Consider the following 25,764-nt stretch of genomic DNA (forward strand, 5'->3'; position numbering starts at 1 on the left):
GGCTCGACATCCTCATCAGTCACGAACAACTGTGTACTCCCTCAATCGACACGAAGTCGATCTCATACACAGAACATCAGACACGCCCCTCGACAGCCTATGCACAGGCTGTGAAGGACGCGCTGCCCAACGCGATCCAGGTCGCCGACCGATGGCATCTCTGGCACGGCCTGTGTGACGCCGTGGGCAAGGAGGTCGCCGCCCATAGCGCGTGCTGGGCGTCGGCCACAGGATTACGTGAGGGAAAGCTGGCCGAGACTACTTTGCAGCGGTGGCAGCAGATCCATACCCTGCTCGAGGCTGGAGTCGGGCTGCTGGACTGCTCACGCCGCCTGGGTCTGGCGCTGAACACGGTCAAGCGATACGCCCGCGCCGCCACCCCGGACCGTATTCAGCGGGTTCCCAAGTACCGGGCCTGCATGGTCGACCCGTACCGGGACCACCTCCGCGCCCGCCGTGAACAAGACCCAGCCGTCGGGGCCACCGCACTGCTGGCCGAGATCCGCGCTCTGGGCTATACCGGCAGCCACAACCTCCTCGTGCGCTACCTGAACCAAGGACGGCATCTCGACGATCACCCACAGCTCTCACCACGACGAGCCGGTCGGCTGCTACTGACCCGGCCGGAGAATCTCACCGAACGGCAACACGAACGACTCCAAGCTCTGACCGCGGCCTGCCCCGAAATGACGGCGCTGGCAGGCGTTGTGCGCTCCTTCGCAGCTCTGCTCTCTCCCCACAAGGACAATCCCGCCCGGTTGAAGGAATGGATTACCGCCGCACGCGAAGCAGACCTACCTCACGTGCGCTCCTTCACCCGAGGAATCGACCAGGACACCGACGCCGTCATCGCCGCGGTCACCCTCGAACACCACAACGGACGCACCGAAGGCGTGAACACCAAGACCAAGCTGCTCAAGCGGCAGATGTACGGACGAGCAGGCATCAACCTCCTGCGCCATCGCATCCTCCTCGGCTAACACCACCACCGAAAGTGCGCCAGAGCCAAACATCAGACACGCCCGGAAGAAGGTCGCCATAGGAAATAAAGCGCATGGCGTTGCGGATCACGTGCACGACACACGTTTGGACCACAGTGTCGGGAAACGCGCCGCGGATCGCGTCGGGCAGGCCGGTAAGGCCGTCACAGCAAGCGATCAGGATGTCTTTCACCCCACGGTTACGCAGGCCGGTGACGACTTTGGCCCAGAACTTCGCCGCCTCGGTAACGGCGACCCAGAGCCCGAGGGCGTGTTTGCGGCCCTCCATGTCCACGCCGATGGCCAGGTAGGCGACCTTGGAGGTGACCACACCCTTGTCCTTGACCCGCAGCCGCAGGCCGTCGACATAGAGGAGCGGATACACCTCGTCCGAAGGCCGGGACTGCCACAGAATTGATCTCCAATGTGACCGAAGTGGTGACCGACGAGATCGCGTCGATATTACCCAGCCTGCGTGCGCGTTTCGGCACGATCGCCGGTTCGAACGAACCGTTCCGGTCGCGCGGCACCGCCAGCTCGACCGGCCCATTCGAGGTCGACACAGTTTTCGGGGACCTGCCGTTCCGGGATTCCCGGACCCGCTTCCGGCAGGGTCTCCTTTCTCGTATCCGAAACGATGGGTCATTTCCGCGTCCAGCGCCCGCTCGAGCACCGCCTTGGTCATCTCGTCCAGCAATTCGTGCGCACCCAGCGACCCGCCATGCGCATACGCGTCCTTCACCAACGCATCAAGCGTTTCCGGTGACAACACGCGAGCGAGTGTCTCGCCGGCCGCGGGACCCGTAGCCCGATCAGGCGATGTGTTATCGGTCACAGATAGAGCCTTTCTGGGCCACGTCCAACGACCCGATCCTGGTCCATCCATGGCTTACACGGTTGTCATGACAAGGCCCCGGGTTGGTCGATCATCTGGCGCCACTGCTGACGCTCTCGCCGGTGACCCGCAAGCACGGCCCGGACATGGTCCTGATCGTGGACGGCACCCTGGCACCCACCCAGAGTTCGTGTCTGGAAGAGAGGATGTCCGTGTCTAAGAAGAGTCGTCGGTCGTTTACTCCTGAATTCAAGGAGGAGACGGCAAAATCGGTGGTCGAGTCGACACGTCCTGTCGCGGCGGTCGCTCGTGAAATCGGTGTCAGTGAGCAGACCCTGCGCAATTGGGTTAACGCGTACCGTCGCGACCACGCCGCCGATGAGCCACCATTGACGATCTCAGAACGTGCCTGGTTGCGAGAACTGGAAAAGGAAGTCCGGGAACTGCGCGCGGAACGCGAGTTTCTGGGAAAGCGCGGCGCCCGACACAGGAATGAGAACCTGGTTCCGCGCTCCGGCACACACATATCCCGTCCACCGGGCGATGGGCCGCTTCACTCTGACCGCATCCGCGCTCGAACCGCTGCCGTCGTTCGTCCAGCGTTGCCATCGCGCTTGAAACCGTAAGGAAGACCCATGCGCAAGAATCATGCATTCGCCACCGGCGTAGGCCTGGTCATCTGCGTGTCGGCAGCATGCTCGGCTGAGCCGAAGGCGGCTCCTTCTGAGGCGCCTGCCATCGCGCCGCTCGCTGAAGCCACGTTCATCGTCCCGGTCGGGCCCAAGACTCGCCCCGGAGCAGTCACCTATGACCCCAAGTTGGTCCCGGCCGGGGCCAGTGCCTAGGTGGCATCCACAGCCACCGACGGCAAGACAAATGTCACCTTGCTATCGGCTGTCGTCAGGCTGTTAGGCCTCTCATCCGATCACGTGTCGCCCCGTACCCAACCTCCACGGTCAATACACCTAGCTCCGGGGATACGATCGTGATCATCCTGCAGCTGGCGCCTCTCCGTCGTCGACCAACGGGGTTTGGACCAGCCGGACGGACCTACGTCGGTTGATGAACTGGGCGCGTCCGGGCGGCAATACCCGCGGTTTGAGATTCCCCAGGAAGGCGCCTTCGGTCTTCGGACAGGACAGCAGCAGAGCTGGCGTGCCGAGTTCCCACATGCGGCGGATAGCGGGGTTGCTCATCGAGCGGCCCGCTCCCGCAGTGCTGCGAGCCAGGATCACGTGCACTCCGACGTCGGCCGCCTGAGCGAGGACAGGCATCAGAGCCTGCAACGGCCCCGCGCTCCCGCTTGACTCGGACAACTCGAAGTCGTCGATGACGATGTAAAGCCGTCCCCCTTGCCACCAATCCCGCAGCGGCAGTCGGCTGGGACTGATCTCCGGCCCGGGAATACGCTTCTCGAAGACGGAGGCCGCGCCAGCGATCGACTTGGTGAGTGCTTCGGCGCCGACCGCGTATTCGAGCTGATACTCGGCGGGAATCGAGTCCCGTAGTTCGCGGCGGAAGTCGCCGAACATGATGCGGGCTTCGTCGGAGGTGTGATGGGCCACGATGGAGCGCGCGATGTGCCTGAGCAAGTTGGTCTTCCCCGTCTCGGCGTCACCGTAGATCAGCAGGTGGGGACTAGCGTCGAAGTCGTGCCATTCGGGCGCCAAGTGCTGGTCTTCGAGGCCGAGTGCCATGCGCATCTCCGCAGTGGGCGACGGTGCGCGTGGGCCCGGCAGCTCGCGCACCGACAGTTTCTGTGGCAAAAGCCGGACCTGAGGTGCGCGCGGCGCGTTGGTCTGTGCCAAGGCTTCGGCGAGTTCGACCGCCGCCTCGGCGAGGTCGTCGGTCCGGGAGTCGCCGTCGATCCGGGGCAGCGCGGCGAGGAAGTGCAGCCGTCCGGGTGTGATGCCGCGTCCGGGTATGGCGGGCACCGTGGCGGCGAACCGGCTGTTGATCTCCGAGTCGACCGGGTCGCCGAGCTTCAGCTCGAATCGGGTCCCGACCACGTCCCGCAACCACGGCCGCATCTCCGACCACCGGTTGGACGCGATGACGAGGTGGATGCCGAAGCTCAGCCCGCGGGCGGCCAGCTCGGTGAACTTCTCCTCCACGTCCTCGAAGTCCTGCCGGATCGTGTACCAGCCGTCGACCACGAGAAAGACATCGCCGTACGGATCGATGTCGCGGTACTTGCCTTGCGCGCGAGCGCGGCGGTAGCTGGCCATCGAGTCGATGTTGTGCTCGGCGAAGATGGCTTCGCGCCGCGCCATCAAGTTGGTCACCTCCAGCACGGTTCGCGTCACGCGGTCGCGGTCGAGTCGGTTGGCGATGCTGCCGATGTGCGGCATCGCCGCCAGGGCCGATAGTGTGCCGCCGAAATCCAGGCAGTAGAATTGTACTTGCTCGGCGGTGTGGGTGAGGGCGAGTGCGCAGATCAATGTGCGCAGGAGCGTGCTTTTGCCGCTCTGGGGTCCGCCGACCACCGCTGCGTTGCCCTGGCTGCCCGACAAATCGGCGACCAACAGCTCACGTCGCTGCTGTGCGGGCAAGTCGATCAAACCCACCGGAACGGACAGGTTCGCCGTATTCAGGTCGCCGACCGGGCGCGGGCCGTAGGTCGGGTGGTCGACGAGGGGCGGCAGGAGCTGGTCGAGGGTCGCCGCCGTCTTGAGCGGCGGCAGCCAGACCTGGTGCGCGCGAGGCCCGATGCCGCGCAATCGGCTGATCAGCACGTCGATCACGGTCTGGGTAGCTTCCTCGGAGGCCACCTCTTCGACGACAGGTTCCGGTTCCGGCATCGCTGTGGGTTCGATGTACTGGGGACTGAATGGGACGATGTGCTGTTCGACGGCGACGCCGAGTTGCTTCTGCTTCGCTCGGTAAGGTCCCGATGAGTAAGCCCCCTTGAATCTCACCAGCGTCTGCGTGTCCGGCCGGAGATAACCGTTGCCGGGGCTGTTCGGCAGTTCGTAGGCGTCCGGGACGCCGATGACACTGCGGCTCTCCATGGCGGAGAAGGTCCGGAGCCCGATCCGGTAAGAAAGGTGCGTTTCGACTTTGTGGATCCGTCCCTCATCGAGTCGTTGCGAAGCGAGGAGCAGGTGTACGCCGAGGCTGCGGCCGAGCCGGCCGATCATCGCGAACACATCGATGAATTCGGGTTTGCTCGACAGCATTTCGCTGAACTCGTCCACCACGATGAAAAGTGCGGGCATGGGCTCGAGCGGCACGCCCTGGGCACGGGCGGCTTCGTAGTCCCGTCGGGACGCGTAGTTGCCCGCCGCGCGCAGGTGCTCTTGTCGCCGGTTCATCTCGCCGGTCAGCGCGTCCTGCATCCGGTCGACGAGTTCGAGCTCCTCGGCCAGGTTGGTGATCACCGCTGAGGTGTGCGGTAGCTGGTCGAAGCCAAGGAAAGCGGCACCGCCCTTGAAGTCGACCAGGACGAAGTTCAGGTCGTCCGACGAATGGGTAGTCGCAAGGGCGATCACCAGGGTGCGTAGAAGCTCGCTCTTCCCGGAACCCGTCGCGCCGACGCACAGGCCGTGCGGCCCCATACCGTCTTCGGCCGCCTCCTTGATGTCGAGTTCGAGGGGCGACCCGGCACCGGCGATTCCGATCGGCACCCGTAGCCGCCGCTTACCGGTCATCCGGTCACGGCGATACCGCACCGGGTCGAAGGTGGCGACATCGCCGATGCCGAGCAGGGATGCAAGGTCGTAGTCACCGGCCAGGGGTTCGTCTTCCTCTACCGCCTCACCGATGCGGAACCGCGCCATGATCCGGGACAGTGCGTTCGCCGCAGTCTCGCTGAGCCGGTCGGGGCATCCCAAGGACGTGGTTTCCTGCTTGCCCACCCGGTCGAAGGACACGGTGCGAAGGTCATCCGTGTCAACTTCGAGGAACAAGACGCCCGGGCGTTGTTGCCACGGCAGGGAGCCGGAAAGGTCCAGGACGACCGTGTTGCGGTAGCCTTCATCGGCGATCCGGTGGTCGGCGGGTACCGGGACGCCGTCGAGGATGAGGATGACGAACGGCTCCGAAGCGGTGACCGGAGTGTCCTCCTCGAACCGAGGCCTTCCTGTGAAGGCCGGGCCCCCGAGCAGGAGCTCGGTCTGATTGATGGCATCGGTTGCGAGGCGTCGCGCGCCCGCCGCGTCCCGGCTGTTCGCATCCTGGTTATGAGGGAGCCACTTCAACCAATCCCACCGGTTCATCCGATCGCCGTCGGCGCAGACTGCGATGCGCAGGTCACCGGGGGCGTGAGCAGTTGCCATCTGGGCGATGATCGCCCGAGTAAGCCCCAGCACCGCCTCGTCGTCACCGCTGAACTGGATCTGGCCGAAGCCTCGCAGGTAGACCGCGATCGGTGCCTCCGGCATCGTGCTGTAGGCTCGTATGAAGCGGCGCAACGCATGCGCGGCGAGGGGCTCGAGGTCTTCGACGGGTTTGCTGTCCGGAGGAACCAACTGGAAGGTCGAGCGCTGGGTGCCCAGGCCCAGCCGAACTTCGCCGAAGTCGTCATGGGCGGGGCGTCGTTCCCACAGTCGGTAGCCGAGAGCGATAGACCATAGCGCGTGCGGATCCGGATGGATCCAGCGTGCCGCCTTCTGCTGAGCCTTCAGCGCGCCCCGGACCTGCTTCCGCAGCTGGCCGAGATAACGAATGTAGTCACGCCGGTGGCCGTTCAGCTTCTGCTTGTGGGTGACCGAGCTCCGCAGCATCTGGGTGATGACCATGCCGATGGCTGACACCACCATCAGGCCACCGCCGACGTACGCGAACGCGCCGGCGCCCGGCCGGACGAACATCATGACCATGGCGAGCGATCCGAGCCCCATGGGGGCGTACATCAGCACCGAGCTGATCCCGCCGCCGGTATTCTCCGGGACGTCCGGTGGCGACTGGAGCTCGACCTGGGTGTCGGGCGCGGGCGGTTTTGGCCGTCGCGCCCGCCGGGCGAACAAGGTGGTGCTCACAGGCTCTCCCTTGGTGAGTGGTCTTCCCCTGATTCGAGCCGGCCGCACTGAGCGTGCGTCGCAGTGGCGAGCGCGTCGTTACGGTCGGAGCGGTCTCAGGGCTGGACCTAGCAGGAAGGGCCTGACACTTGATGGAAGAACAGACACAGCATCGCACAACAAGTTCGACGAGGCTACGGTTCGTTCTGGGTGACCGGGCAAGAGATCTCGCCTTGCCGGCGGATGTGCCGATGGCGGATTTGCTGCCCGCGATCCTCACCCAGTTCGGGGCGGAAGCGATCGAGCAAGGAGCCGAACACGAAGGCTGGGTGGTGCAGCGAATCGGCGAACCCCCGCTCGATGAAGACCGCACCTTGGTCGAATTGAGCGTGGTCGACGGAGAAAGCCTGCACTTCCGTCCCCGCGCGGAGCAGCTCGCGGCGATAGATTACGACGACTTGGTCGACGGCCTCGCCGAACAGGTGCGTGAACATCCCGGTGCGCTGACGCCGACGCGGGTCCGGTGGATGTTCCAGTCCGGTGCCGTGGTGACCCTGCTGCTCGGTTACTGGTTGCTCCTAGCGAGCGGGGCTGCCGGGCCGGCTGCGTTGCTTTCGGGCGGGCTGGTGCTGGCGCTGCTGGTCGCAGGAGCGTTGGTGGCGCGCGGCGCGGCGAAGTCCGCGCCAGCCGTGGTCCTGACCGGAGGCGGTGTCGGCTATGCCGCGCTCGCCGGTCTGTTCTTGGTGACTCTGCTTGATCCGGCGGCGAGTTGGATGATGCGGCTCACCGGTGCGGCGGCGAGCGCTCTGCTCGCACTATTAGCCGGGCTCATCGTCGTCGCGGATGCCGCACTGCTGTTCGCCGGCGCGGCCGTCTTCACCGGTGTGCTGCTTATCACCGGACTCATCGGATCGGTCAGTCCTGCCACGCCTGCCGAGGCCACGGCCATCGGCTTGGTCTTGTCACTGATCCTCGGGCTGTTCATCCCGCCGGCGGCGTTCCGGTTGTCCGGGCTCAGCCTGCCGATGCTGCCCACAGGAGCCGAGGATCTGCACGAGGACATCGACCCGGTGCCGCACAAGGTGGTCGTGGACCGCGGCGCGACGACCTTCGGGTACTCGACGGCACTGCACACCGGGCTCGGGGCAGCGCAGTCGGTGCTGCTGCCGGTGCTCATCGTCGACGGTGACGTGTGGCACGTCGTGCTCTCGCTGGTCGTCGCGCTGCTCCTGTTTCTTCGGTCACGCCACCCGAACGGCGTACTCCAGCGGTGGGCGGTCCTCGCTCCCGCCGGGTTGGTGGTGCTGATGGTCCTGGCCTCCGTGGGGCTCAGCCGGTCGGATGACACGCCCTTCTTGGTCTTGGTCGTGGTCGCTCTCGCCCTGGTCGCTGGCCTATTTCTGCTCGGCGGCGAACGGCTGCCGGGCCAGAGGTTCCGGCCTTACTGGGGGCGTGCGGTGGAGATCTTCGAGCTGATCACCGCGATCGCGATACTGCCGATCCTTCTGCAGGTGCTGCACGTGTACACCTTCATGCGGAACCTGGCCGGCTGATGAAGTCACGTAAAGACCAGGTGCAGGCCTATTTCTTCGTTGTCGGACGGCTCGCCGCGGCGGTGACGCACGGCAAGCCGGACCTGCTGGAAGCACCGACGAAACGGATGACGACCGGCACCGTCTTAGGCTTCGTCCTCGCCGCGGTGATCATGGGCGTCTTCGGGATCCTCGGCATGTTCGTGCCCGCGACAGGGGATTCTTCCTGGCGGCAGGAAGGCGCGATCGTGATGGACAAGACTAGCGGTGCGCGCTATGTCTACCTCGGCGGCCAGTTGCGCCCGGTGCTCAACTACTCCTCCGCCAGGCTGGTGTCGGCCCAGTCCGGAGGAAAGCTCACCTCGGTCTCCCCTCAGGCGTTGGCCGGCACTCCGGTCGGACCGTCGATCGGGATCACTGGTGCGCCGGACTCGCTGCCCGCCGCCGACAAGGTGTCCACCCGTCGGTGGACGGTGTGCACGCGAATCGTCGGCTCCGCAGCGCCGTCAGAGAATTCAGCGGTGGCTCTCCTGCTGGGGCATCCGGCCGGCGCCGCACTCGCCGATGGCCAGGCGCTCTTCGTGTCTGCACCAGGCGGACAGCTCTACCTGATATCGCACGGGAAGCGGTTCCGCGTGCCGAGTCGCTCGGTCGCCGCCGCGCTCGGCTACGGCGCCGCGCGTTCTGTCGACGTGCCGTCGGCTTGGCTGAACACGATCCCCCAGGGACCGGACCTGGCCGCGCCGGCTACGCCCGGCATCGGCGGCCTCGGACCGGTCATCGCGGGGAAGCAGAGCCTGGTCGGCCAGATATACCAGGTGCGGAACTCCGCGCTCGGCACCGAGCAGAACTACCTGGTGAGGTCTAACGGCCTGGCTGTCCTCAGCCGGACCGGTGCTGCCCTCCTGCTAGCTGCGCCCGACACCCGGCAGGCTTATCCGGACGGGCGCATCGAGCCGATTCCGGTGGGGCCGGATGCGTTGAGCGGATTGTCTATCACAGCCAACACCGGCCTGCCGAGCGATCTGCCCCCGGTGCCACCGGAGCTCGTCGTACCCCCGCCAGGCACCCAACCGTGCGTACGGCAGGACGTTCAGTCCGACGGCAGACAGGTCCCGGTGGTCGAACTGCTTTCCGACAACCAGGTTACGCAGGCATCTGTACCGTTGGGAACGCACAAAACCGGCACCATCGCCGATCGTGTGGCGATCCCGGCAGGCGGCGGTGCACTCGCCCGAGCCCTTCCGACTCCGGGCGCGCAGGGGGGGGCGACGTACCTTGTGACCGAGGTCGGGAAGAAGTACCCAATGTCCAACGCCGAAGTGATCACGGCTCTCGGATACACCGCGTCCATGGCGACCCCAGTGCCGGCGCAGCTACTCAATCTACTTCCGACCGGGCCGGTGCTCAGCGTGAACGCCGCGCGACAGAGCCAAGCGGTGCGGCCGTGAAACCAGGACGGTTGCTCGTAAGGGGAATCCCTACTGTGGTTTCCACAGGCCCCGTAAGGCTCATTCGGACGGGCTTCTGTACCTAATCTTGAATAGTGGCCCTGCCACTGCAAATGAAGGGCTCGCTCGAGTCGCAGCACTTATCACAGGAGGAATTGAAGTGGCGCATTCCACTCAGCTCAACACGCAGACGATCAACCAGCAGGCTAGTCGGCACGAGGAAACGGCCGCCAACATCAGCCAGCAGCTCGACCAGCTGAAGGCTCAGGTCGAGGCAACCCTCGCCGCGAGCAGCAGTTCGGCCACCCGGGCGCTGAGCACGACGACCGACCGCTGGGTGGAATCGGTCCGCAAGTCGGTCCTCGAACACATGCACGCGATGGCCGAGAACATGCGGCGTGAGGCCAACAACCAGGACGCGATGGACTCCGACAGCATGCAGGCGATCCTCAACGTGCCTATGGAGACCGGCAATTTCCTCGGCGTCTAGTACGCGTTACCGCCTCTCGCAAGCAACTTATCTTGAAGGAGTTTTAAATGGCTGACGGTACGATTACATATGATTATGGTGTCATCGAAGAGTGTGTCTCGATGATGATCAACAAGGCCAACGAAATCGAGAACCAGGCCGGTGAGCTTGAGACCGACGTGAAGCGGATCATGGTCGATTGGCAGGGATCCACGGCTGATGCGTACAACCAGCTCGCCAATGACCTTCGGTCGGACATCGAATCGAACAAGGGCAACCTGGACAATCTTCGGAAGTCGCTGGAGCAGGCGGCCCAGAACATGCAGCAGGCCGACGCCAGTGGTTCCAGGAGCATGAACTAGATCGCACGGTGTGCCGGGCGACGTGCCTGGCACACCGTGGACCAACCGACCGCCATGGCGGTCGTCCTCATGAAGTGCAGGAGTAGTCATGGGTACCAAATTCGATGTCGAGGCGATCAAGAAATCCGCAGGGACCATCGGTGCGCTCATGAATGACATGAGCGCTTTCGAAGCGCTGGAGGGTCACTGGCCCAATGCCGGTAAATTCATGCTAGCCGTATGGCTCGAGCGTCTGGTCGATGATCGACGTAACGCGATCGTGGCGCACGCTGAGCACCTGAAGCTTGCGTTCGAAAAGATGGAAGAGAAGCTGAACTCGATCGCCAACGACTTCGAGAACGCTGATGGCGACAATGCTGACAAGATCAGCTCGAGCATGTCTGAGCTCGAGGGCGATGTGATCGGCGCGGTCAACTCTTTCGATACCACAACGGAGAGTGACCAACATAACTATACGCATGACGACGAGGCGACCAGTCCTCATGCCAACGACCCGCACGACAGTGATGGTTACAACGACAACCTGAACGACCAAGTCACGACCTGAGCCGAACGCTCAGTGGGGAACGGTTTGGTCCCGCGAATTCCGTCTCTGTCGGCTCGGTGCTGACGGTTTAACTAAGGAACTGTTGTCATGTCCGATTCTGATGGGACGCCGACGATGGTCGGGCAGTACTCCGCGTCCGCGCCGTCGCTCGACCCGTCTTTCTTCTCCGACCTCGATTCGATCGAGGCCGTTGTCAACGACATCGTCTACAACTCGGACGGTTCGAAGGCGACCTTGCATAGCAACACGACCGCCGAGACATGGTATCGACTCGAAACTGATGTCAAGGCGGCCGAGACGGCTCTCGCTGATATCAACGACCGGTTTGCAAAAGAGATCAAGGCCATGACGGATGCCTTGGAGGGTGATGCTGGCGATGCCTTCAACAAGTACGCCACGGCAATCCTGAATACCAGCGAAGAGATCTACTCGACATTGATGCAGAAGCAATTTGCCACGAATATGGGTGGCATTGGGCACTCCGAGCAGTCCTTCGCGAATAATTGGTGGCAACTTCACGACGCAGCCGACAGTTCGCTGACCACCATGGTGAATTCTCTTCAGGATGCAGCCGCGACTCAAATCCAAGCCGCCACTGAAGTAGAACAGCTCAGTCAAATCAGTGCGCAGCTGGCGACCGACGTCTTAGATGCGCGCTCCACGGTCAACGCTGCTCTCCTCAAAGATCTCCAGGACGCACTGGGGAACTTGGGAAAGAACTATAACGATATCGGGGGATATCTGGTACCGCTCTACATTTCCGACGGCGACACGACGACCGCGGCCCCGCCCGGCAGCTTCCAGCAGCAGGTGAACCAAGACACCGAGCAAAATCAACAGCAGCAGTTCTATACCTCCACGAAGCCGGAATTGGAGGATACGGAGTCCATCGAGGACGACCAGCAGTTCTACACTTCGTCGAAGCCGCAGTTGGACACGGAACTTAACCAGGGGGATGCCCAGGCGAACACCGAGGCCGGGACGGTTCCGAGCACGCAAGGCGAGGTCACGCCGCTGCAGACGACAGGGTTGCCGACGACCGAGTCGACGCCGCCGGACTTCAGCATGACCGGCATGCCGGCAGACACGACCGGGACGACCGGTTCGCCGGGCGAGTCGACCGGGACGTCGACTGAAGGGACGGCCGGCTCACAGGGTGGTGTGAGCCCGGAACAGCAGCAGGCACTGGCAGACGCAAAGGATGCGGCGGGCCAAGCGATTGATGGCTTGTCCGCCCAGACGGACGATCCGGTGCAGCAGCAGGCCCTCGACGACGCCAAAACGGCCGCGCAGGGTGCCATCGACGGCCTCACGAATCCATCGGGGCAGGGCATCGACGGTGGCACCGGCGGCGGTGCTGGCGGCACCGGAAGTATCGGCGATACCAGTGGTTCGGGGGAGGGACAGCAGCAATCCGGGGTGGCCGGGGGACTCAACCCAGCTGCGCAGCAAGCGCTTGCGGACGCGAAGAAAGCGGCCGGCAACGCCATCGACGGCCTGGCTGGACAGTCGAACGATCCGAAGCGCACCAAGGCACTGGAGGACGCGAAGCAGGCCGCAGAAGGCGCCATCGATGGACTCACCGACCCGACCGCGCTCCCGGCGGAGCAGCTCGCCGGCGGTCCGGCCGACGCGAGCCTAGAAGCGGCCAAGGATGCAGCGGGCAAGGCGATCGACGACCTCGCGAAGCCCGGAGATTCGGAGGCCAGGCAAAAGGCACTCGCCGACGCAAAGCAAGCGGCCATGAACGCGGTCGGTGATATCGGCGGCCAAGGAGGCGTAGCCGACGATGCCGGAGCTGATGGTAACGGCTCCGCCAGCCAGGCGGACCGCTCGTCCCTGTTGGACGCCAAGCACGAGGCGCAGAAGGCGATCGACGATCTCATCGGCAAGACAGATGACCCCGAGCGCAAGCACGCGCTCGAAGACGCGAAGGACGCAATGTCGGACGCGATCGACAAGACCGCTGCCCCGGAGCACTTCAGGCAGGTCGAGGATGCGAAACACGCGGCTGACAAGGCGATCGACGGACTTGGCGCGGCAGGCGACAACCCTCAGCAGCAGCAAGCGCTGGCTGCGGCCAAGGACGCTGCCGAGAAGGCGATCGGTGGTATCAACGATGCTTCCGAGCTCAGTGGCCCCGAACACGAACAAGCGCTAGAACGGGCGAAACAAGAGGCTGACAAGGCGATCGACGCGCTTTGCAAGCCCGACGACACCCCAGCAGAGCGACAGGCGCTCGCCCAAGCCAAGGAGGCCGTCAACAAGGCCATCGACGGGATCGGCGCGGACAGCGGCGACGCGATGCGCCAGTTCCTCACATCCTCCGGGCCAAAGGACTTCGAACCTCCGCGCGGCGGTCTGGACAGTGCCGGTGGCAGCGGCCCGGCCGTACATCAGACCGCGGGTGGTCCGTCGTCGGGAGGCGGGGCGGGTCCGTTGTCGGGCGGTGCCGGCTCAGGCGGAACGCCCAGCACCCAGGGCGGACTACCGCCCGGCCAGTTCGACACCCAGCCGTTCCAAGGCAGCCAGCAGGCCGCCGTCTCAAGTACTTCGGGAACGGCCGCACCCGGCCAACCTGCCACCGCTACGGGTGGTGCGCCGATGGGGCCCATGGGGGGCGGCGGCATGGGCGCGGGAGGCGGTAACCAGGGCGAGAAGGAGCGGGAGCCGCAGATCTGGATGCAGGCCGACAAGGGAGCCTGGGGCGACGAGGAGAGCGACGAACCACAGAGCCACGTGCTGGGCAGGAGCTGATCAGTGGGTGCGCTGGAACCGCCACCACCAGTCGCCGACCTGGACCTGCAGAACCTGACCTTAGACCAGCTCGCGCAGCTGGTCACCGAGGTGAGCCCGGATGTGTTTTACGAGCGCGCGCACGCGTTCGACGTCATCGCGGCCAGATACGAACAGGTGCAGGACGATCTCGAGCGCGAAACCCGGAACATGTGGGAAGCGTGGTCGGGACGGATCGCGGAGTCATTCGACGAGTTGGTGCGGCAGGTTTCCGGTCTCACAGCCGCTGTGCTGCAAGCTGTGTCGAACCCCGGTTACAGCGCGGCGATGCGCCGGGCGGGTGACGCGCTCGCGCAGGCCCAACAGCGGATGCGTGACCTTCAAGCGCAAAACCGGCGAGGCGATCCCGAGGCCGCACGGCAGGTGCTCGTCGACCTCGGGACCGCCTACTCGGACAGCGGAGCCATGATGTCGCCGATGCCCGACGTGGTGACCGGTTTGCCGGTCGCAGCGGGCAACCGGGCCGTTCCGAAGGTCTCGCCGGAGGCCGAAGAGCAGCTCGTGAAGAGTGGGCAGCAGCACAGCGTGGGGGGAGGTGAGGGCAGGGCGGGAGCGGATCTCGGCTCGGTCGCCTTCGCCTCCCTGGCAGGTCATCACCGGATCGGGTCGGGCGTGATAATACCGTTGGAGATATCGCCGGGAACTTCCGGGCACGAGGCGGTTTGCGCGGTGCCCGTCGTGCTGGGGCGCGGCGTTCCGGAAGCATCGCCGAAAGCTATGGAGCAGCACGGCGAGCAGCCGCGAACCGAGGCCGCCGTCGTGCTGGGGAGGTCACCGCGCATGGCGAGCCCGGTTGTGCACGCGGCGTCGGCGAAACCGAAGAAGGTCGGCACCGAACGCCTGGCGACGGCCGAGTGCGATCAGAATCAGCAGAGCAGGCGAGGTGGGGCGGACGAACAGACGATGGCGACTTCCAGTGGCCCTTCGAACCACGAAGCGCAAACAGTCGAACCGCTGCCCGTGACCAGCGCTGCACCGGCGGCCACGACCGCCGCTCCGTCACAAGCGGCCGCCGGTCCGGCGCCGCAGACACCCGTCGAACCGGCGGCGTTACAAACCGGCCACTCGGCACAGCTTCACAACGCTGGCCACTTCGCGACGGCACCATCCGCGGGACCGGCTTCCCCGGCGGCCGTCACGACGCACGGGACCGCCGCGACGGCGGGAGTGCTCGCCACCGAACGGGCGCTGCCGCCAGGCGCTGCAGTCCCACCGGCGGCCGGTCAACAGGACGCTGAACTCGCCGGAACGCCGCCTATATTCCCGGGCACGGTCGGGCCGTTGCGGCCCACCGGTGAGCACTCGGCGACTGGTGGATTCATGGGCGCGATGTTCCGCGGTCATCAGGGGCACGAGCACGCGAACGAGCGCAACCCGGCAGACTTCCTGGGCGATGAGACCGGAGCGTGGGATTCCGGAGATGCCGGGGCGCCGGTGCTCGGGCGGGCCGGCAACTCGCCGCAGCCGGTGGCCGAAAGCGAGCTGGAGGACATTGAAGAACTCAAAAAGATTAAGGATCCGGAGGTACTGCGGCTCGCGCTGGGCCGGATCAAGCAAGAACGTGAAGAAAGGGATCACTGAGGAAACGAAACTCCAGGCCGACTGTGGAACCCTTGGCCTCCTTAATCGGCGATCGACGCAGTCTGCGCGTAAATGGACAGTGGCACTCCAGTGGGCGGCGCATGTTGCGGCTCCTGTCCGCAACATGCGCCGCCAGACAGGACCCGGGGATTTCCGTTCAACTGGTATCGGAACGTGTCTCGGCGTCCAGCTTTGCGATGAACTCGCGGGCAGTATCTGTCTCTTCGCCGTCGAGGCTCACGAAGATCGACAGCGCACGTTGCGCGTGTTCCCGGCTGTCGGAGTAGCGGGACATTCGTCGGTGTAGCTCGGCCAGGCCCAGCAGAGCCAGAGCCTCGTGGTAGCGGTCGCGGAGTTTCGCGCACAGCTCCAAAGCCGTCTCGTATCTGCGTGTCGCCGCCGCCGTATCGCCGAGGTCTCGGTGGGCGTGCGCCACGTTCACGAGAAGATTGGCCTCGGGCAGGCCGATTTGGCTGGCTCGTGCCGCATCGAGGCCAGCTTTTCCGCATTCGAGGGCCTGCTTCGGTTGATTGGACTCGACATAAAGTTCACAAAGCGTGTCGAGGGTTCCGGCGATCTCGTAAGGGCGCCCTAATTCCACCGCCAGTCGCCAAGCCTCTTGCCCGTATACGATCCCTTCGTCGTAGCTCTTCATCTCACGCAACGTCGAGGCGAGGTTCGTCAGCAAGCGCAGCAGAATGTCGGGTTGGTTCATCTTCCTGGCTATGCCGATGCCCCGCTGAAGATGCCGTACCGCGAGATCATTTCTGCCGATGCGGGAAGAGGCGATACCGAGATCGTTGAGCAGCCTGGCCTGAGGTTCCGGACTCGGGAGCTGCTCGGCAGAGGAAAGCCCGACACGGAGCAGCTCTAGCCACTCGGTGAGCTGTCCCGTCGAATAGTAGTGATCGTGCATGCACCAGGGCAGCTGCCAGGCGACTTCGTGTTCGCCCAGCTCCGCGGCACGACGGGTCAGGGCCGCGATGTTCGAGGCTTCGGCTTCGTACCAGGCGTAAGCCGACTCCCGGGTGTCGAATTGCTGCAATGTGTGCCGAGGTTCCGGTACACTGGCAGGAAAGATCGGATAATCCGGAATCGTGCATAGCAATGCTGATCGCACGCTGTACAGGTACCACGCCAGCAGCCGGCGGATTGCCTCGGAGCGTTCCTCGGGGTTTTCTGTCCGGACGGCTAGTTCGCTGGCGTACAGCCTGACCAGGTCGTGGGACTTGAAGGAGCTCCCCGTGCTGTCGAGCAAGTGGAGATCGCACAAGGTGCTCAGCATCTCCTCCGTCTCGTGGGCCGGTCGATCAATCAACGCGGCCACGGCGGCCACGCCGATGTCCGCGGTGTTCAGCAAGCCGAGATAGCGGAAGGCGCGAGCAGCAGGGCCGGGAAGTGACGCGTACGACCAGGAAATGACCGTCCGGACGGACGACATCTCGTCGTCGGTGTGAAGAGCATCGAGGCGGTCTTTCTCCTCGGTCAGGTTCTCCACGAGCTCACGAAGGCTGGACCGCGGTCCTGAGGACGCTTTTTCGGCGGCGACTCGCAGTGCTAGCGGGAGGTAACCGCAAAGCCGGGCGAGTACGGCTGCATGCTCTGGCTCGGCATCCACGCGTTGTTGGCCGATCACCCTGCGTAACAAGTCCAGAGATTCAGTCTCCGTCAGCAGACCCAGGGTGAGACGACGCGCTCCATCCTGGGTGACCAGCCCGGTCAATCGGTTGCGACTCGTGACCAGCAGCAGGTTTTTCGATGGGCCAGGAAGCAGATCACGCACTTGTTCGGGTGAAACTGCGTTGTCCAGCAGAATAAGTACTTGTTTGGAGGACAGCAGAGCGCGATACGTTGATTTCTGCATCTCCAGATTGGTGGGTTGTCGGGTGCAGCCGAGCGACCACAGCAGCTGGCTGAGGGCTTCTGTCGTGGTCAATGGAGGACGCTTGGGATCGAATCCGCGCAAGTCCAGATACAACTGGCCGTCGGGGCAGCTGTCAGTCAACTGCCGGGCATACCGGACCGCCAACGAGGTCTTGCCGATTCCGCCGGCGCCGTCGATGGCCGAGATGACCAGCGGCCGCCCGTCCGTCGCCCCCGTCCTACGCCACTCGTCCAGCTGCTGCAGTTCCCTGACGCGTCCGACGAAGTCGGGCACCGCGTGCGGCATTTGCGCGGGGGTCAGCGAGTGCGCTCGGACGTGCGGTTCGGGCGCCAAATCAAGTGCGGGATCCGATCGAAGCATCCGTAAGTGGAGATCAGTGAGTTCGGCGCTGGGGTCGAGCCCAAGCTGGTCGGTGAGCAGCAGACGGGCGTTGTCGAACTCGGCCAAGGCATCCGCTCGCTGCCCGCTGCGGTACAAAGCCAGCATGAGCTGAGCGCGTAACCGCTCGCGAAAGGGCTCCTCCTCGGCAGCCTCTACCAGCTCGGCGATCACCTCCCGATGCCGGTCGGCTGCGAGCATCAGGTCGGCGCGCTCTTCGATGAGCTCAAAACGCCATTCGGTCAGGCGAGTTCTCTCGGCTGCGGCGAATGGACCTGGAATCCCGTGCAGTGGACTGCCCCGCCACTGTGCCAGGCACTCGGCGAGAATGTCGGCCGCCGCCGACTGGTGCCCCGAAGTCGCTACTTCCCGTGCCTTCTCGACCTGGGCTTCGGCAACTGACAGGTCGACCTGGCTGGGGGCGAGTAGAAGCCGGTACCCTGCAGCACTGCGGATCAGTACCTTCTCGCCCGCAGCCGAAAGAGCACGGCGTAGCCCGTGGACGTAGGTGTACACACTGCCCTCGACCGACGCCGGAGCCGCGTCACCCCACACCCCGTCGATCAGCTCTGCTCGCGCCACCGTCCCGCCGACGCGGACCGCGAGCATCGCCAACACGGCCCGCTGACGAGGGGAGCCCAGCACCAGGTCCCGCCCGTCCGCTCGGGCTCGCACCTCGCCGAGTAGCTCGACCCTCAGCCTCCTATCCCCGCTGGACATACGTGTTCACTCCTCTGCCGAGACAGGGGTCTCAGCGCCCCTTCGTCGTTCCTCGTGAGCCAGTCATCGTGGTCCGTCTTCGCCGGACACGACCGACACTACTGGGGGTGGGGGAAGGACCAGTTCGCGGCAGGGATGGAGGCGTCTCGCGGACGGCCCGGTGATGCCGATGCTGTGGAACATCGACAGGCTCACTATGAGCGCATCGATCTTCCAAGCGCTCGATGTGCAGGCAAAAGATGCAGGTAAAGGAGTGTCGGCGGCCGGTAAGCCCTGGCCGGAGAAGGCTGGCTGACCCATGGCGAGTTTGCCGCGGGACCGTCCTGGCTGTCCGCCGGCGACCGCGACGTGCACGACGTAGAGCCGCGCCCCACGCGTGGCGCGTCGGCATCCCTCCCGACTGGCGATCGAAGCCGTCTGGCATGTCGTTCAATCGTCGCTGTACGCGGACTGCTTGAGTCGACTCGGGCGTCGATGACTTAGCCCGGCCGTGTTCGTCGTCGGAGCCCCGGCCGCTGAACTTGGAGCCGACTCGCAGTTCCTGCTCAACTAGTGCCTCGGCAAGGAAGGTTGGCGTTGTAATCGTGTCGCGTGGACATCCGGGCTGGTGACCGCGAGGCTTGCCAGTGGAGGTGAGTCATGGCACGTACGCCTGAGGTGTTCGCGCGGTCGTTGGAGTCTGAAGAAGCGCAGCGGCTGGTCAAGATCACCAGGTCGACCCGGGATCGGGTGCGGCTGCGACGGTCCGGGATTGTGCTGCCTCGACCCAAGGCCGGTCCGCAGGTGAGATCGCCGCGATGTTCGCGGCGACGGAGGGGTATGTGCGCGAGGTGATCCACGCGTTCAACGACTCCGGGTTCGCGGCGTTGTCCCCAAAATGGAGGGGCAGCCGACCAGCTAAGTTTGGGCCGGCCGCCCGGGATCAGATCTGTCGCATCGCTGCCTGCAAACCGACCGAGCTGGGGTTGCCGTTCACGACCTGGAGCCTGGCCATGCTGGTTGACTACCTCGCCGAGCACGCCTGGATCAGGGCGAGCACCGAGACCGTCCGGAAGATCCTGCGCGAGGAGGGTGTGGCCTGGCAGTCGACGAAGACCTGGAAAGCGAGCAAGGACCCGGACTCCATACCGAAGAAGACCCGCATCCTCGACCTCTATGATCACCCGCCCGTCGACGGACGGGTGATCTATGTCGACGAGTTCGGGCCGCTGAACCTGCAGCCACGCCTCGGTAGCGGCTGGTCCCCTCGCGGCCGACCGGCCCGCCTGCGCGCGACCTACACCCGCACTGGCGGGGTCCGGCACATGTTCGCCGCGCTCGACCTCGCGTCCGGGCAGATATTCTACCGGTCCGTGACCGCAAGCGCCGGCCACGGTTTCTCGACTTCTGCAAGCAGCTGCGCCGCCGCCTCCCGGCTGGGAAGCTTTACCTGGTCTGTGACAACTACGGACCCCACGGCAAAGGCGAGGTCGTCACGTGGTGCGCGGCCAACGACATCGAGCTAGTTTACACGCCCACCAATACCTCGTGGTTGAACTGGATCGAGTCCGAGTTCACCGCGGTCCGCTACTTCACTCTCGACGGCAGCGACTACCCCAGCCACGCTGCCCAGGAGACAGCGATCGCCGGCTACCTGCGCTGGCGCAACCGCCACCCCAAACGCCACTTCGCCGTCAACTCCAAGTTCCGCCGCCCGAATTACCTACCCAACGTTGCTTGATACGGCACTAGCTGTAATCGCCAGGCCGCACTCTTGATGTCCGTGCTTTGGTCGGGCTGCTGATCCCTGAAGTGGGCGGTCGCAACTTGATACCCCTGCACCGGCAAAGCCGTCGATCATGAGGTCAAGCGGGATACCTTACCGATGCGCATCACTTTGCGCTCATGACCTCCGCGTCGGCTCGCTCACGGTGGGGCAGCCCGCAAGCTTCTACATACGATGAAGCCGAGTTCTTAATCCGTCAGTCGTAATCCTCCGGGTACGACTGAACCTGTTTGGTGAGGGAAGTCCCTCTTTTCAAGCGGCGATCGTATGCGAGTGATGTAACGACGCGGCGGCAGTGTACAGATAAGTGAGCCCCGACCTTTCACCCACGGTCTGGCCCCGGGTTTCCGATCCTTCGCGATGTGGGATAGCGGTTTCTTGGCAGTCGGCTGACCTTCTCATTATAGGGATGATTGGCTGGCTTGGTCGGCGGCCGGGATGCGTGCACCAAGCCCGCGATCGCAGATCGCGAGCACGCTCCCGGCCTTGCCGTGCGAGTGGTCCGGCCGAAGTGTGCTGCTGAACCCGGCGCACCGTGACACATGAATGGACAGTGTCAGTGCCGTTGAACGGACGACCTTTCGCGGTGGCATCTGCCCAAAAGTGCCGTTCTCGACCAATTCTGAACCGAACCATCCAAGCGACTGTTTCAATGGCAACGGGGGATTCGTGAAGGGTTTCGAGATTACATGGAGAAGAGCATGTTCAGAAAACAAGGGTTTTCCCTCGCTGCTATCGCAGTCATCGGAGTGCTGGCACTGACAGGTTGCGGGGCGAGCACACCGTCGCCTACCTCGGTCTCAGAGCAAGCCCGGGTCGAGAGTGGCGACTCGGAAGCTGGCAAGAAGATCACCCTTGTCTCGGGAACGGCCAAGGCGAACAACGCGCCGCCGAAGACGGGCGATTGGGCGACCGGCGCGGACGGGACACCCGATTCAGCGGACCAAAGGGTCGTGCAGCAATGGGTGCAGTTGAAGGCGGTCACGGCCGACGGGATCGGGCGAGTCGTCGTAAACGGTGCTGGGATGACCCTTTACCGTTTCGACAAGGACGCGCCCAAGTCGTCGAAATACGCGTGTGTCGGCCAATGCGCCCAATTCTTTCCGCCGGTGCTTGTGACTGCGGGAAGCAGAATTTTCGTCGCCGGTGTCCAGCGGTCCGAAGTGGGTACGGTCAAGCGCGATGATGGCACCCACCAAGTGGTGATCGGCGGTTGGCCCGTCTACCGGTTCGTGAAGGATTCGAAGCCCGGCGATGTCAACGGGCAGGGCTTGAGTGGTACATGGTTCGCTGTCACGCCGAACGGTCAGAAGGCGGGGGCACAGGACAGGGCATCAGCGGAGGCGCCGCGGTCCAAGCCAAGCCCTGCCGCGGCCAGTGCGATCTTGTTCGATGCCAAGAACTTTGCCGACGACGAGCCTTCACAAGGAATCGCGGGCATCGGTTGCCGGAACGTCGCGCGTCCGAGTGTGGCGTCGTCGATCGCCACTCCTGGTCATTTGACGCTCTGGAGCGAGAAAGACTGCCGCGGCAATTCCGTGGTCATCGACGGCGACATCGCTGATCTCACCTCAGCAGGGCTCGACAACACCGTGGCGTCGATCTTCTTTTGGCCTGGTGGGCGCCAGGCAAGCTAACCTGGGAAGGCCATGGTGGTCGAAGGCAAGTCGCCAATGCGACCGGATTCGACGACGGTCGGCTTGGGGGCTCCGGTAACTAAGCCACCGATCCGAGGTATGTGCTGTAGACCGGCAACCCACCGACTGAAGGAAGAGTGGTTTCGATGACGGAAGCTCAGCGGCTGAAGGCGCAGTGGCTTGCTCCGCTGGCGTCGGCGCTCATCTTCGGCTTGGGTGGGTGCGGTCCGACTGGCCTGGTCGGCCAGGGTGGGCCGGTCCCGGCCGGCCCGCAGGGAAGCAGCGCTGTTAGGTCCTCTCCTGCGCAATCGCGCCGCGGTACGGAAACCTACGAAATCGCGGTCCAGTAGTGGGTTGGCTGAATCCTCGAAGAGCGCTACACGGAAGCTTGCCTTTCCAGCGCTCATGTGCTTCCCGCAGACCAGGATGCCGAGGCACTCTGCAGGAGCCCTGAGGTGCTTAAGAGCGCTAAGTCGTTACACGAGGCATGGGTGAAGCCGGGCGTCAAGCTTCCTCCGGGGCAAAGGTCGATGTGACGGGGGTGGCTCCGGAGAGCGAGACGGTCGTCGTCCCGGATACGGCGGTCAGGGTCGACGGCCAAACCTTGCGCAGTCTCGAACTCATCGGTTCCACCGGTGACACCGAATCGTTCGGCCTCACTTCACCGTACGGAAGTACGAAGGATTTTGGTACGTCGAGGGCTTCGGCCTCCAGGCTTGGAACTCCCTCTCGCCTGTGCGTCAGGGAGTGAAAGCCAGCAGAAGTGGCCTTTCGGGCATTTATCGGCCGGTAGCCACACGTCATCGGATCGGTGAGGGCAAAATAGGCTGGCAGGCTGGTCAACTGCAGGGAGCAATGGATGAACAACGCCTTCACCGCCGAGCTGCATCAGGTCCTTCTTCGTCTCGCCGGCTGGCTGCCTGATGACGTGCTCGCCCGTGCTCGCAGCCTCCTCGCGCATGACCGCTGCGCCGAGGTCGCTCGCCTCCTGGCCTTTGCAGGGAGACGTAGCGTGTTACCGCTGGGTGAGGACGATCTTGACGCACTGGCTGAACTGCTGGAGTCCGAAGGACACGATCCCGCCGTGCTCGAAGCTATCGAACTCATTCCCGAAAACCCACCCTTGCCGTGGCAGTTCTCACCGGATTGGGGCGAGACCGGTGATGACGGAAACGACGAGGGTGCCGATAACGCAATGCTGATTTCGGCGCTGGCGGAGCAGGATTTCTTGGCCGAGCTGACCGAGAAACCCGGAGTCCGTGGAGTGTGGAGTACGGTGCGGCGACCTGACGGCGACGTGCCATTCCCGAAACCGCGGGTGATCTACGTCGTCGAGATCGACGACGAGGTCGACGATGTAGACGAGCCGGTAGCGCTGGCGGCGCAACTGCAGGATACACTGATCGCCGCGGGCGAACGGGATCCGCAGGTCGAAATCGTTTCCATGCACGTGGTGCGGCCCCGCTACCAGCGGACCGCGCAGATGCAAGGGAAACTGCTCTGGTCGCCCCATGGCGACGCCGAAATCAAGGTTGCGAGAGTCTTCGACGAGGTCGACCCCGAGAATGGGCCACGATTCGCATCGGACCACGAAACAATGGATGATGAGGACGAGCGCACCTGGATCCTCGAGTATCTGGATTCAGGTATCGAACTACTGGTCACAACCGGCACGATGGGCGACATCGTCGATCCGGCACAGGGATCGGTAGTGCCGATGAATTTCCGCACGGACGGTGTCTGGGTTTGGACGGATACGGTCACCTATTATCTCGAGACACACCACCTCGCGCCCGACTCTGAACTCCTCGAGCACATCCGCGCCGCAGGCGGGCTACCATCATCGCTGGACACCGTGACACTCGGCCGTGCGGTTGCGGCACTCTCTCCGGCCCAGGGCCGACAGCCGGTGTGGACGGCTTCTGGGTCTTAGAGGTTGTCTTATGTGGTGAGTTTACGGTGTTTTTTGTAGCAGGTGAGGGCTGCGCCGAGGAGGAGGAAGGCGAGGAAGTGTTCGGCTTTGCGTTCGTAACGCAAGGTGCGGCGCCGCAGGCCACGGCGGGAGCGGATCACCGGGATCGCCATCACCAGGGGCTTGAGCGCGGCCGAGTCGTTCGTGTTCGCGGCGGAGACCGCAACTGCCAGTGGCAGTCCGGCGCGGTCGGACAGGGCATGGATCTTCGACCCGGGCTTGCCACGGTCTACCGGGCTTGCCACGGTCTACCGGGCTGGGACCGGTCATGGATCCCCCTTTTTGGCCTTGTCATGACAACCGTGTAAGCCATGGATGGACCAGGATCGGGTCGTTGGACGTGGCCCAGAAAGGCTCTATCTGTGACCGAGAACACATCGCCTGATCGGGCTACGGGTCCCGCGGCCGGCGAGACACTCGCTCGCGTGTTGTCACCGGAAACGCTTGATGCGTTGGTGAAGGACGCGTATGCGCATGGCGGGTCGCTGGGTGCGCACGAATTGCTGAACGAGATGACCAAGGCGGTGCTCGAGCGGGCGCTGGACGCGGAAATGACCCATCGTTTCGGATACGAGAAAGGAGACCCTGCCGGAAGCGGGTCCGGGAATCCCGGAACGGCAGGTCCCCGAAAACTGTGTCGACCTCGAATGGGCCGGTCAAGCTGGCGGTGCCGCGCGACCGGAACGGTTCGTTCGAACCGGCGATCGTGCCGAAACGCGCACGCAGGCTGGGTAATATCGACGCGATCTCGTCGGTCACCACTTCGGTCACATTGGAGATCAATTCTGTGGCAGTCCCGGCCTTCGGACGAGGTGTATCCGCTCCTCTATGTCGACGGCCTGCGGCTGCGGGTCAAGGACAAGGGTGTGGTCACCTCCAAGGTCGCCTACCTGGCCATCGGCGTGGACATGGAGGGCCGCAAACACGCCCTCGGGCTCTGGGTCGCCGACACCGAGGCGGCGAAGTTCTGGGCCAAAGTCGTCACCGGCCTGCGTAACCGTGGGGTGAAAGACATCCTGATCGCTTGCTGTGACGGCCTTACCGGCCTGCCCGACGCGATCCGCGGCGCGTTTCCCGACACTGTGGTCCAAACGTGTGTCGTGCACGTGATCCGCAACGCCATGCGCTTTATTTCCTATGGCGACCGGAAGAAGGTCGCCGCCGCCATGCGGGAAATCTACATCGCGCTGACACTCGAGGCGGCCGAGATCGCACTCACCCGTTTCGACAAAAATTTCGGCACGCAATACCCGGCCTCGATCCAGGTCTGACGGCATGCCTGGAACGTCTTCACACCATTCCTCGACTACCCACCCGAACTCCGCAGAATCGTCTACACCACAAACCTGATCGAGAACATCAACTTCCAACTCCGAAAAATCACCAAGAACCGCGGACACTTCGGCAGTGGCACCGCCGCGACAAAACTGCTCTACCTCGGACTCTGCAACATCACCAGCAACCGGGGCGGACCATCGGGAACCGGCACCCGAGGCTGGAAACAGGTATTAAACACGCTCGCCGCACTCTTCCCAGACCGACTGCCACTCCACTAGAATCAGAGAACAAATCATCCGTGGCTTACACGGAAATCATGACAGAGCCCCCTCGGCCCGCACACAGGCACCATCCACGATCGCGCGACTCCAGTCGATGAGGCCCTGGCTGCCGACGAGTTCGTCCAGCAGCGCGTGATGCAACCGTCGCCACAGCCCGGCTAAACCGCGCCGTCCAGTTCGAGATTCCGCCGCCCGGCACCAACACCCCCAATCCGAACGCCCGTAAGTTCCTGCTCGACCGGCCGCACCATCCCCTCGCCGTCATCTGGCAGTAGGCACATCCACAAACGGTCGCTACGCCCGACGCCCTGTCAGGAAGAACCTTCGCATGACTCCG

At 64.1% G+C, this 25,764-nt stretch carries 14 protein-coding genes and 7 pseudogenes; 16 read left to right on the forward strand and 5 right to left on the reverse strand.

Annotation, left to right across the window (positions count from 1 at the left end):
* Window positions 1-89: 89 nt before the first annotated feature.
* Window positions 90-980, forward strand: a pseudogene (locus tag BLW75_RS35015) (transposase); the annotation flags it as partial.
* Between the two features lie 52 nt (window positions 981-1,032).
* Here the strand turns inward: BLW75_RS35015 and BLW75_RS35020 are convergent.
* Window positions 1,033-1,815: pseudogene (locus BLW75_RS35020) on the reverse strand (IS256 family transposase); the annotation flags it as partial.
* Between the two features lie 83 nt (window positions 1,816-1,898).
* On the opposite strand from BLW75_RS35020, the gene BLW75_RS35025 reads away from it, so the two are divergent.
* On the forward strand, window positions 1,899-2,441 hold the full coding sequence (locus BLW75_RS35025; RefSeq protein ID WP_091599057.1) for a transposase: 543 nt from the start codon (window positions 1,899-1,901) through the stop codon (window positions 2,439-2,441).
* Between the two features lie 363 nt (window positions 2,442-2,804).
* Here the strand turns inward: BLW75_RS35025 and eccCa are convergent, their stop codons facing one another.
* Window positions 2,805-6,842 (reverse strand): type VII secretion protein EccCa, encoded by a 4,038-nt coding sequence (eccCa, locus tag BLW75_RS35030; protein WP_341865839.1) that lies wholly within the window; start codon window positions 6,840-6,842, stop codon window positions 2,805-2,807.
* Between the two features lie 83 nt (window positions 6,843-6,925).
* On the opposite strand from eccCa, the gene eccD reads away from it, so the two are divergent.
* The 7 genes from eccD (at window position 6,926) to BLW75_RS35065 (ending at window position 15,511) form a co-directional block, all read left to right on the forward strand.
* Entirely contained in the window at window positions 6,926-8,326 is a 1,401-nt protein-coding gene (eccD, locus tag BLW75_RS35035; protein WP_034324520.1) for a type VII secretion integral membrane protein EccD, read from the forward strand.
* Window positions 8,326-9,756: a type VII secretion protein EccB gene (gene eccB, locus BLW75_RS35040; RefSeq protein WP_034324517.1), complete on the forward strand. Its 1,431-nt coding sequence runs from the start codon at window positions 8,326-8,328 to the stop codon at window positions 9,754-9,756. Before eccD ends, eccB begins: the two co-directional genes overlap by 1 nt.
* Before the next feature lie 160 nt (window positions 9,757-9,916).
* Window positions 9,917-10,246, forward strand: a complete 330-nt coding sequence (locus tag BLW75_RS35045; protein WP_034324515.1) for a hypothetical protein — start codon at window positions 9,917-9,919, stop codon at window positions 10,244-10,246.
* A gap of 47 nt (window positions 10,247-10,293) precedes the next feature.
* Complete coding sequence (locus BLW75_RS35050) at window positions 10,294-10,587, forward strand: WXG100 family type VII secretion target (RefSeq protein ID WP_034324512.1); 294 nt, start codon at window positions 10,294-10,296, stop codon at window positions 10,585-10,587.
* Between the two features lie 88 nt (window positions 10,588-10,675).
* Window positions 10,676-11,134: a hypothetical protein gene (locus BLW75_RS35055; RefSeq protein ID WP_034324510.1), complete on the forward strand. Its 459-nt coding sequence runs from the start codon at window positions 10,676-10,678 to the stop codon at window positions 11,132-11,134.
* An 87-nt stretch (window positions 11,135-11,221) separates the two neighbouring features.
* A complete protein-coding gene (locus BLW75_RS35060; RefSeq protein ID WP_241784197.1) occupies window positions 11,222-13,891 on the forward strand; it encodes a cell envelope integrity TolA family protein in 2,670 nt (889 codons plus the stop codon).
* Window positions 13,892-13,894: 3 nt separating this feature from the next.
* Window positions 13,895-15,511 carry a hypothetical protein gene (locus tag BLW75_RS35065; RefSeq protein ID WP_034324508.1) on the forward strand — a complete coding sequence of 539 codons (1,617 nt, stop codon included), beginning with the start codon at window positions 13,895-13,897 and terminating at the stop codon, window positions 15,509-15,511.
* Window positions 15,512-15,668: 157 nt separating this feature from the next.
* On the opposite strand, the gene BLW75_RS35070 is transcribed toward BLW75_RS35065, so the two are convergent.
* Window positions 15,669-18,494: an AfsR/SARP family transcriptional regulator gene (locus tag BLW75_RS35070; protein WP_034324505.1), complete on the reverse strand. Its 2,826-nt coding sequence runs from the start codon at window positions 18,492-18,494 to the stop codon at window positions 15,669-15,671.
* Between the two features lie 169 nt (window positions 18,495-18,663).
* Between BLW75_RS35070 and BLW75_RS44025 the strand changes: the two genes are divergently transcribed.
* The 6 genes and pseudogenes from BLW75_RS44025 to BLW75_RS35090 all read left to right on the forward strand — a co-directional run bounded on the left by BLW75_RS44025 (window position 18,664) and on the right by BLW75_RS35090 (window position 23,829).
* Complete coding sequence (locus BLW75_RS44025; protein WP_277815027.1) at window positions 18,664-18,789, forward strand: hypothetical protein; 126 nt, start codon at window positions 18,664-18,666, stop codon at window positions 18,787-18,789.
* Between the two features lie 502 nt (window positions 18,790-19,291).
* Window positions 19,292-19,783, forward strand: a pseudogene (locus BLW75_RS43765) (helix-turn-helix domain-containing protein); the annotation flags it as partial.
* Window positions 19,784-19,890: 107 nt separating this feature from the next.
* Window positions 19,891-20,004 (forward strand): annotated as a pseudogene (locus BLW75_RS43770) (IS630 family transposase); the annotation flags it as partial.
* 21 nt (window positions 20,005-20,025) lie between these two features.
* Window positions 20,026-20,214 carry a hypothetical protein gene (locus tag BLW75_RS43775; RefSeq protein WP_034324922.1) on the forward strand — a complete coding sequence of 63 codons (189 nt, stop codon included), beginning with the start codon at window positions 20,026-20,028 and terminating at the stop codon, window positions 20,212-20,214.
* A gap of 746 nt (window positions 20,215-20,960) precedes the next feature.
* Window positions 20,961-21,896: a lipoprotein gene (locus BLW75_RS35080; protein WP_034324924.1), complete on the forward strand. Its 936-nt coding sequence runs from the start codon at window positions 20,961-20,963 to the stop codon at window positions 21,894-21,896.
* A gap of 859 nt (window positions 21,897-22,755) precedes the next feature.
* A complete protein-coding gene (locus tag BLW75_RS35090; RefSeq protein WP_034324920.1) occupies window positions 22,756-23,829 on the forward strand; it encodes a hypothetical protein in 1,074 nt (357 codons plus the stop codon).
* Between the two features lie 8 nt (window positions 23,830-23,837).
* On the opposite strand, the pseudogene BLW75_RS35095 reads toward BLW75_RS35090, so the two are convergent.
* Window positions 23,838-24,159 (reverse strand): annotated as a pseudogene (locus BLW75_RS35095) (transposase); the annotation flags it as partial.
* 71 nt (window positions 24,160-24,230) lie between these two features.
* On the opposite strand from BLW75_RS35095, the pseudogene BLW75_RS35100 reads away from it, so the two are divergent.
* Window positions 24,231-25,424: pseudogene (locus tag BLW75_RS35100) on the forward strand (IS256 family transposase).
* Between the two features lie 51 nt (window positions 25,425-25,475).
* Here the strand turns inward: BLW75_RS35100 and BLW75_RS44265 are convergent.
* Window positions 25,476-25,586: pseudogene (locus BLW75_RS44265) on the reverse strand (IS5/IS1182 family transposase); the annotation flags it as partial.
* Between the last annotated feature and the right edge of the window lie 178 nt (window positions 25,587-25,764).

The organism is Amycolatopsis lurida, from assembly GCF_900105055.1.
GTDB classification, from domain to species: domain Bacteria; phylum Actinomycetota; class Actinomycetes; order Mycobacteriales; family Pseudonocardiaceae; genus Amycolatopsis; species Amycolatopsis lurida.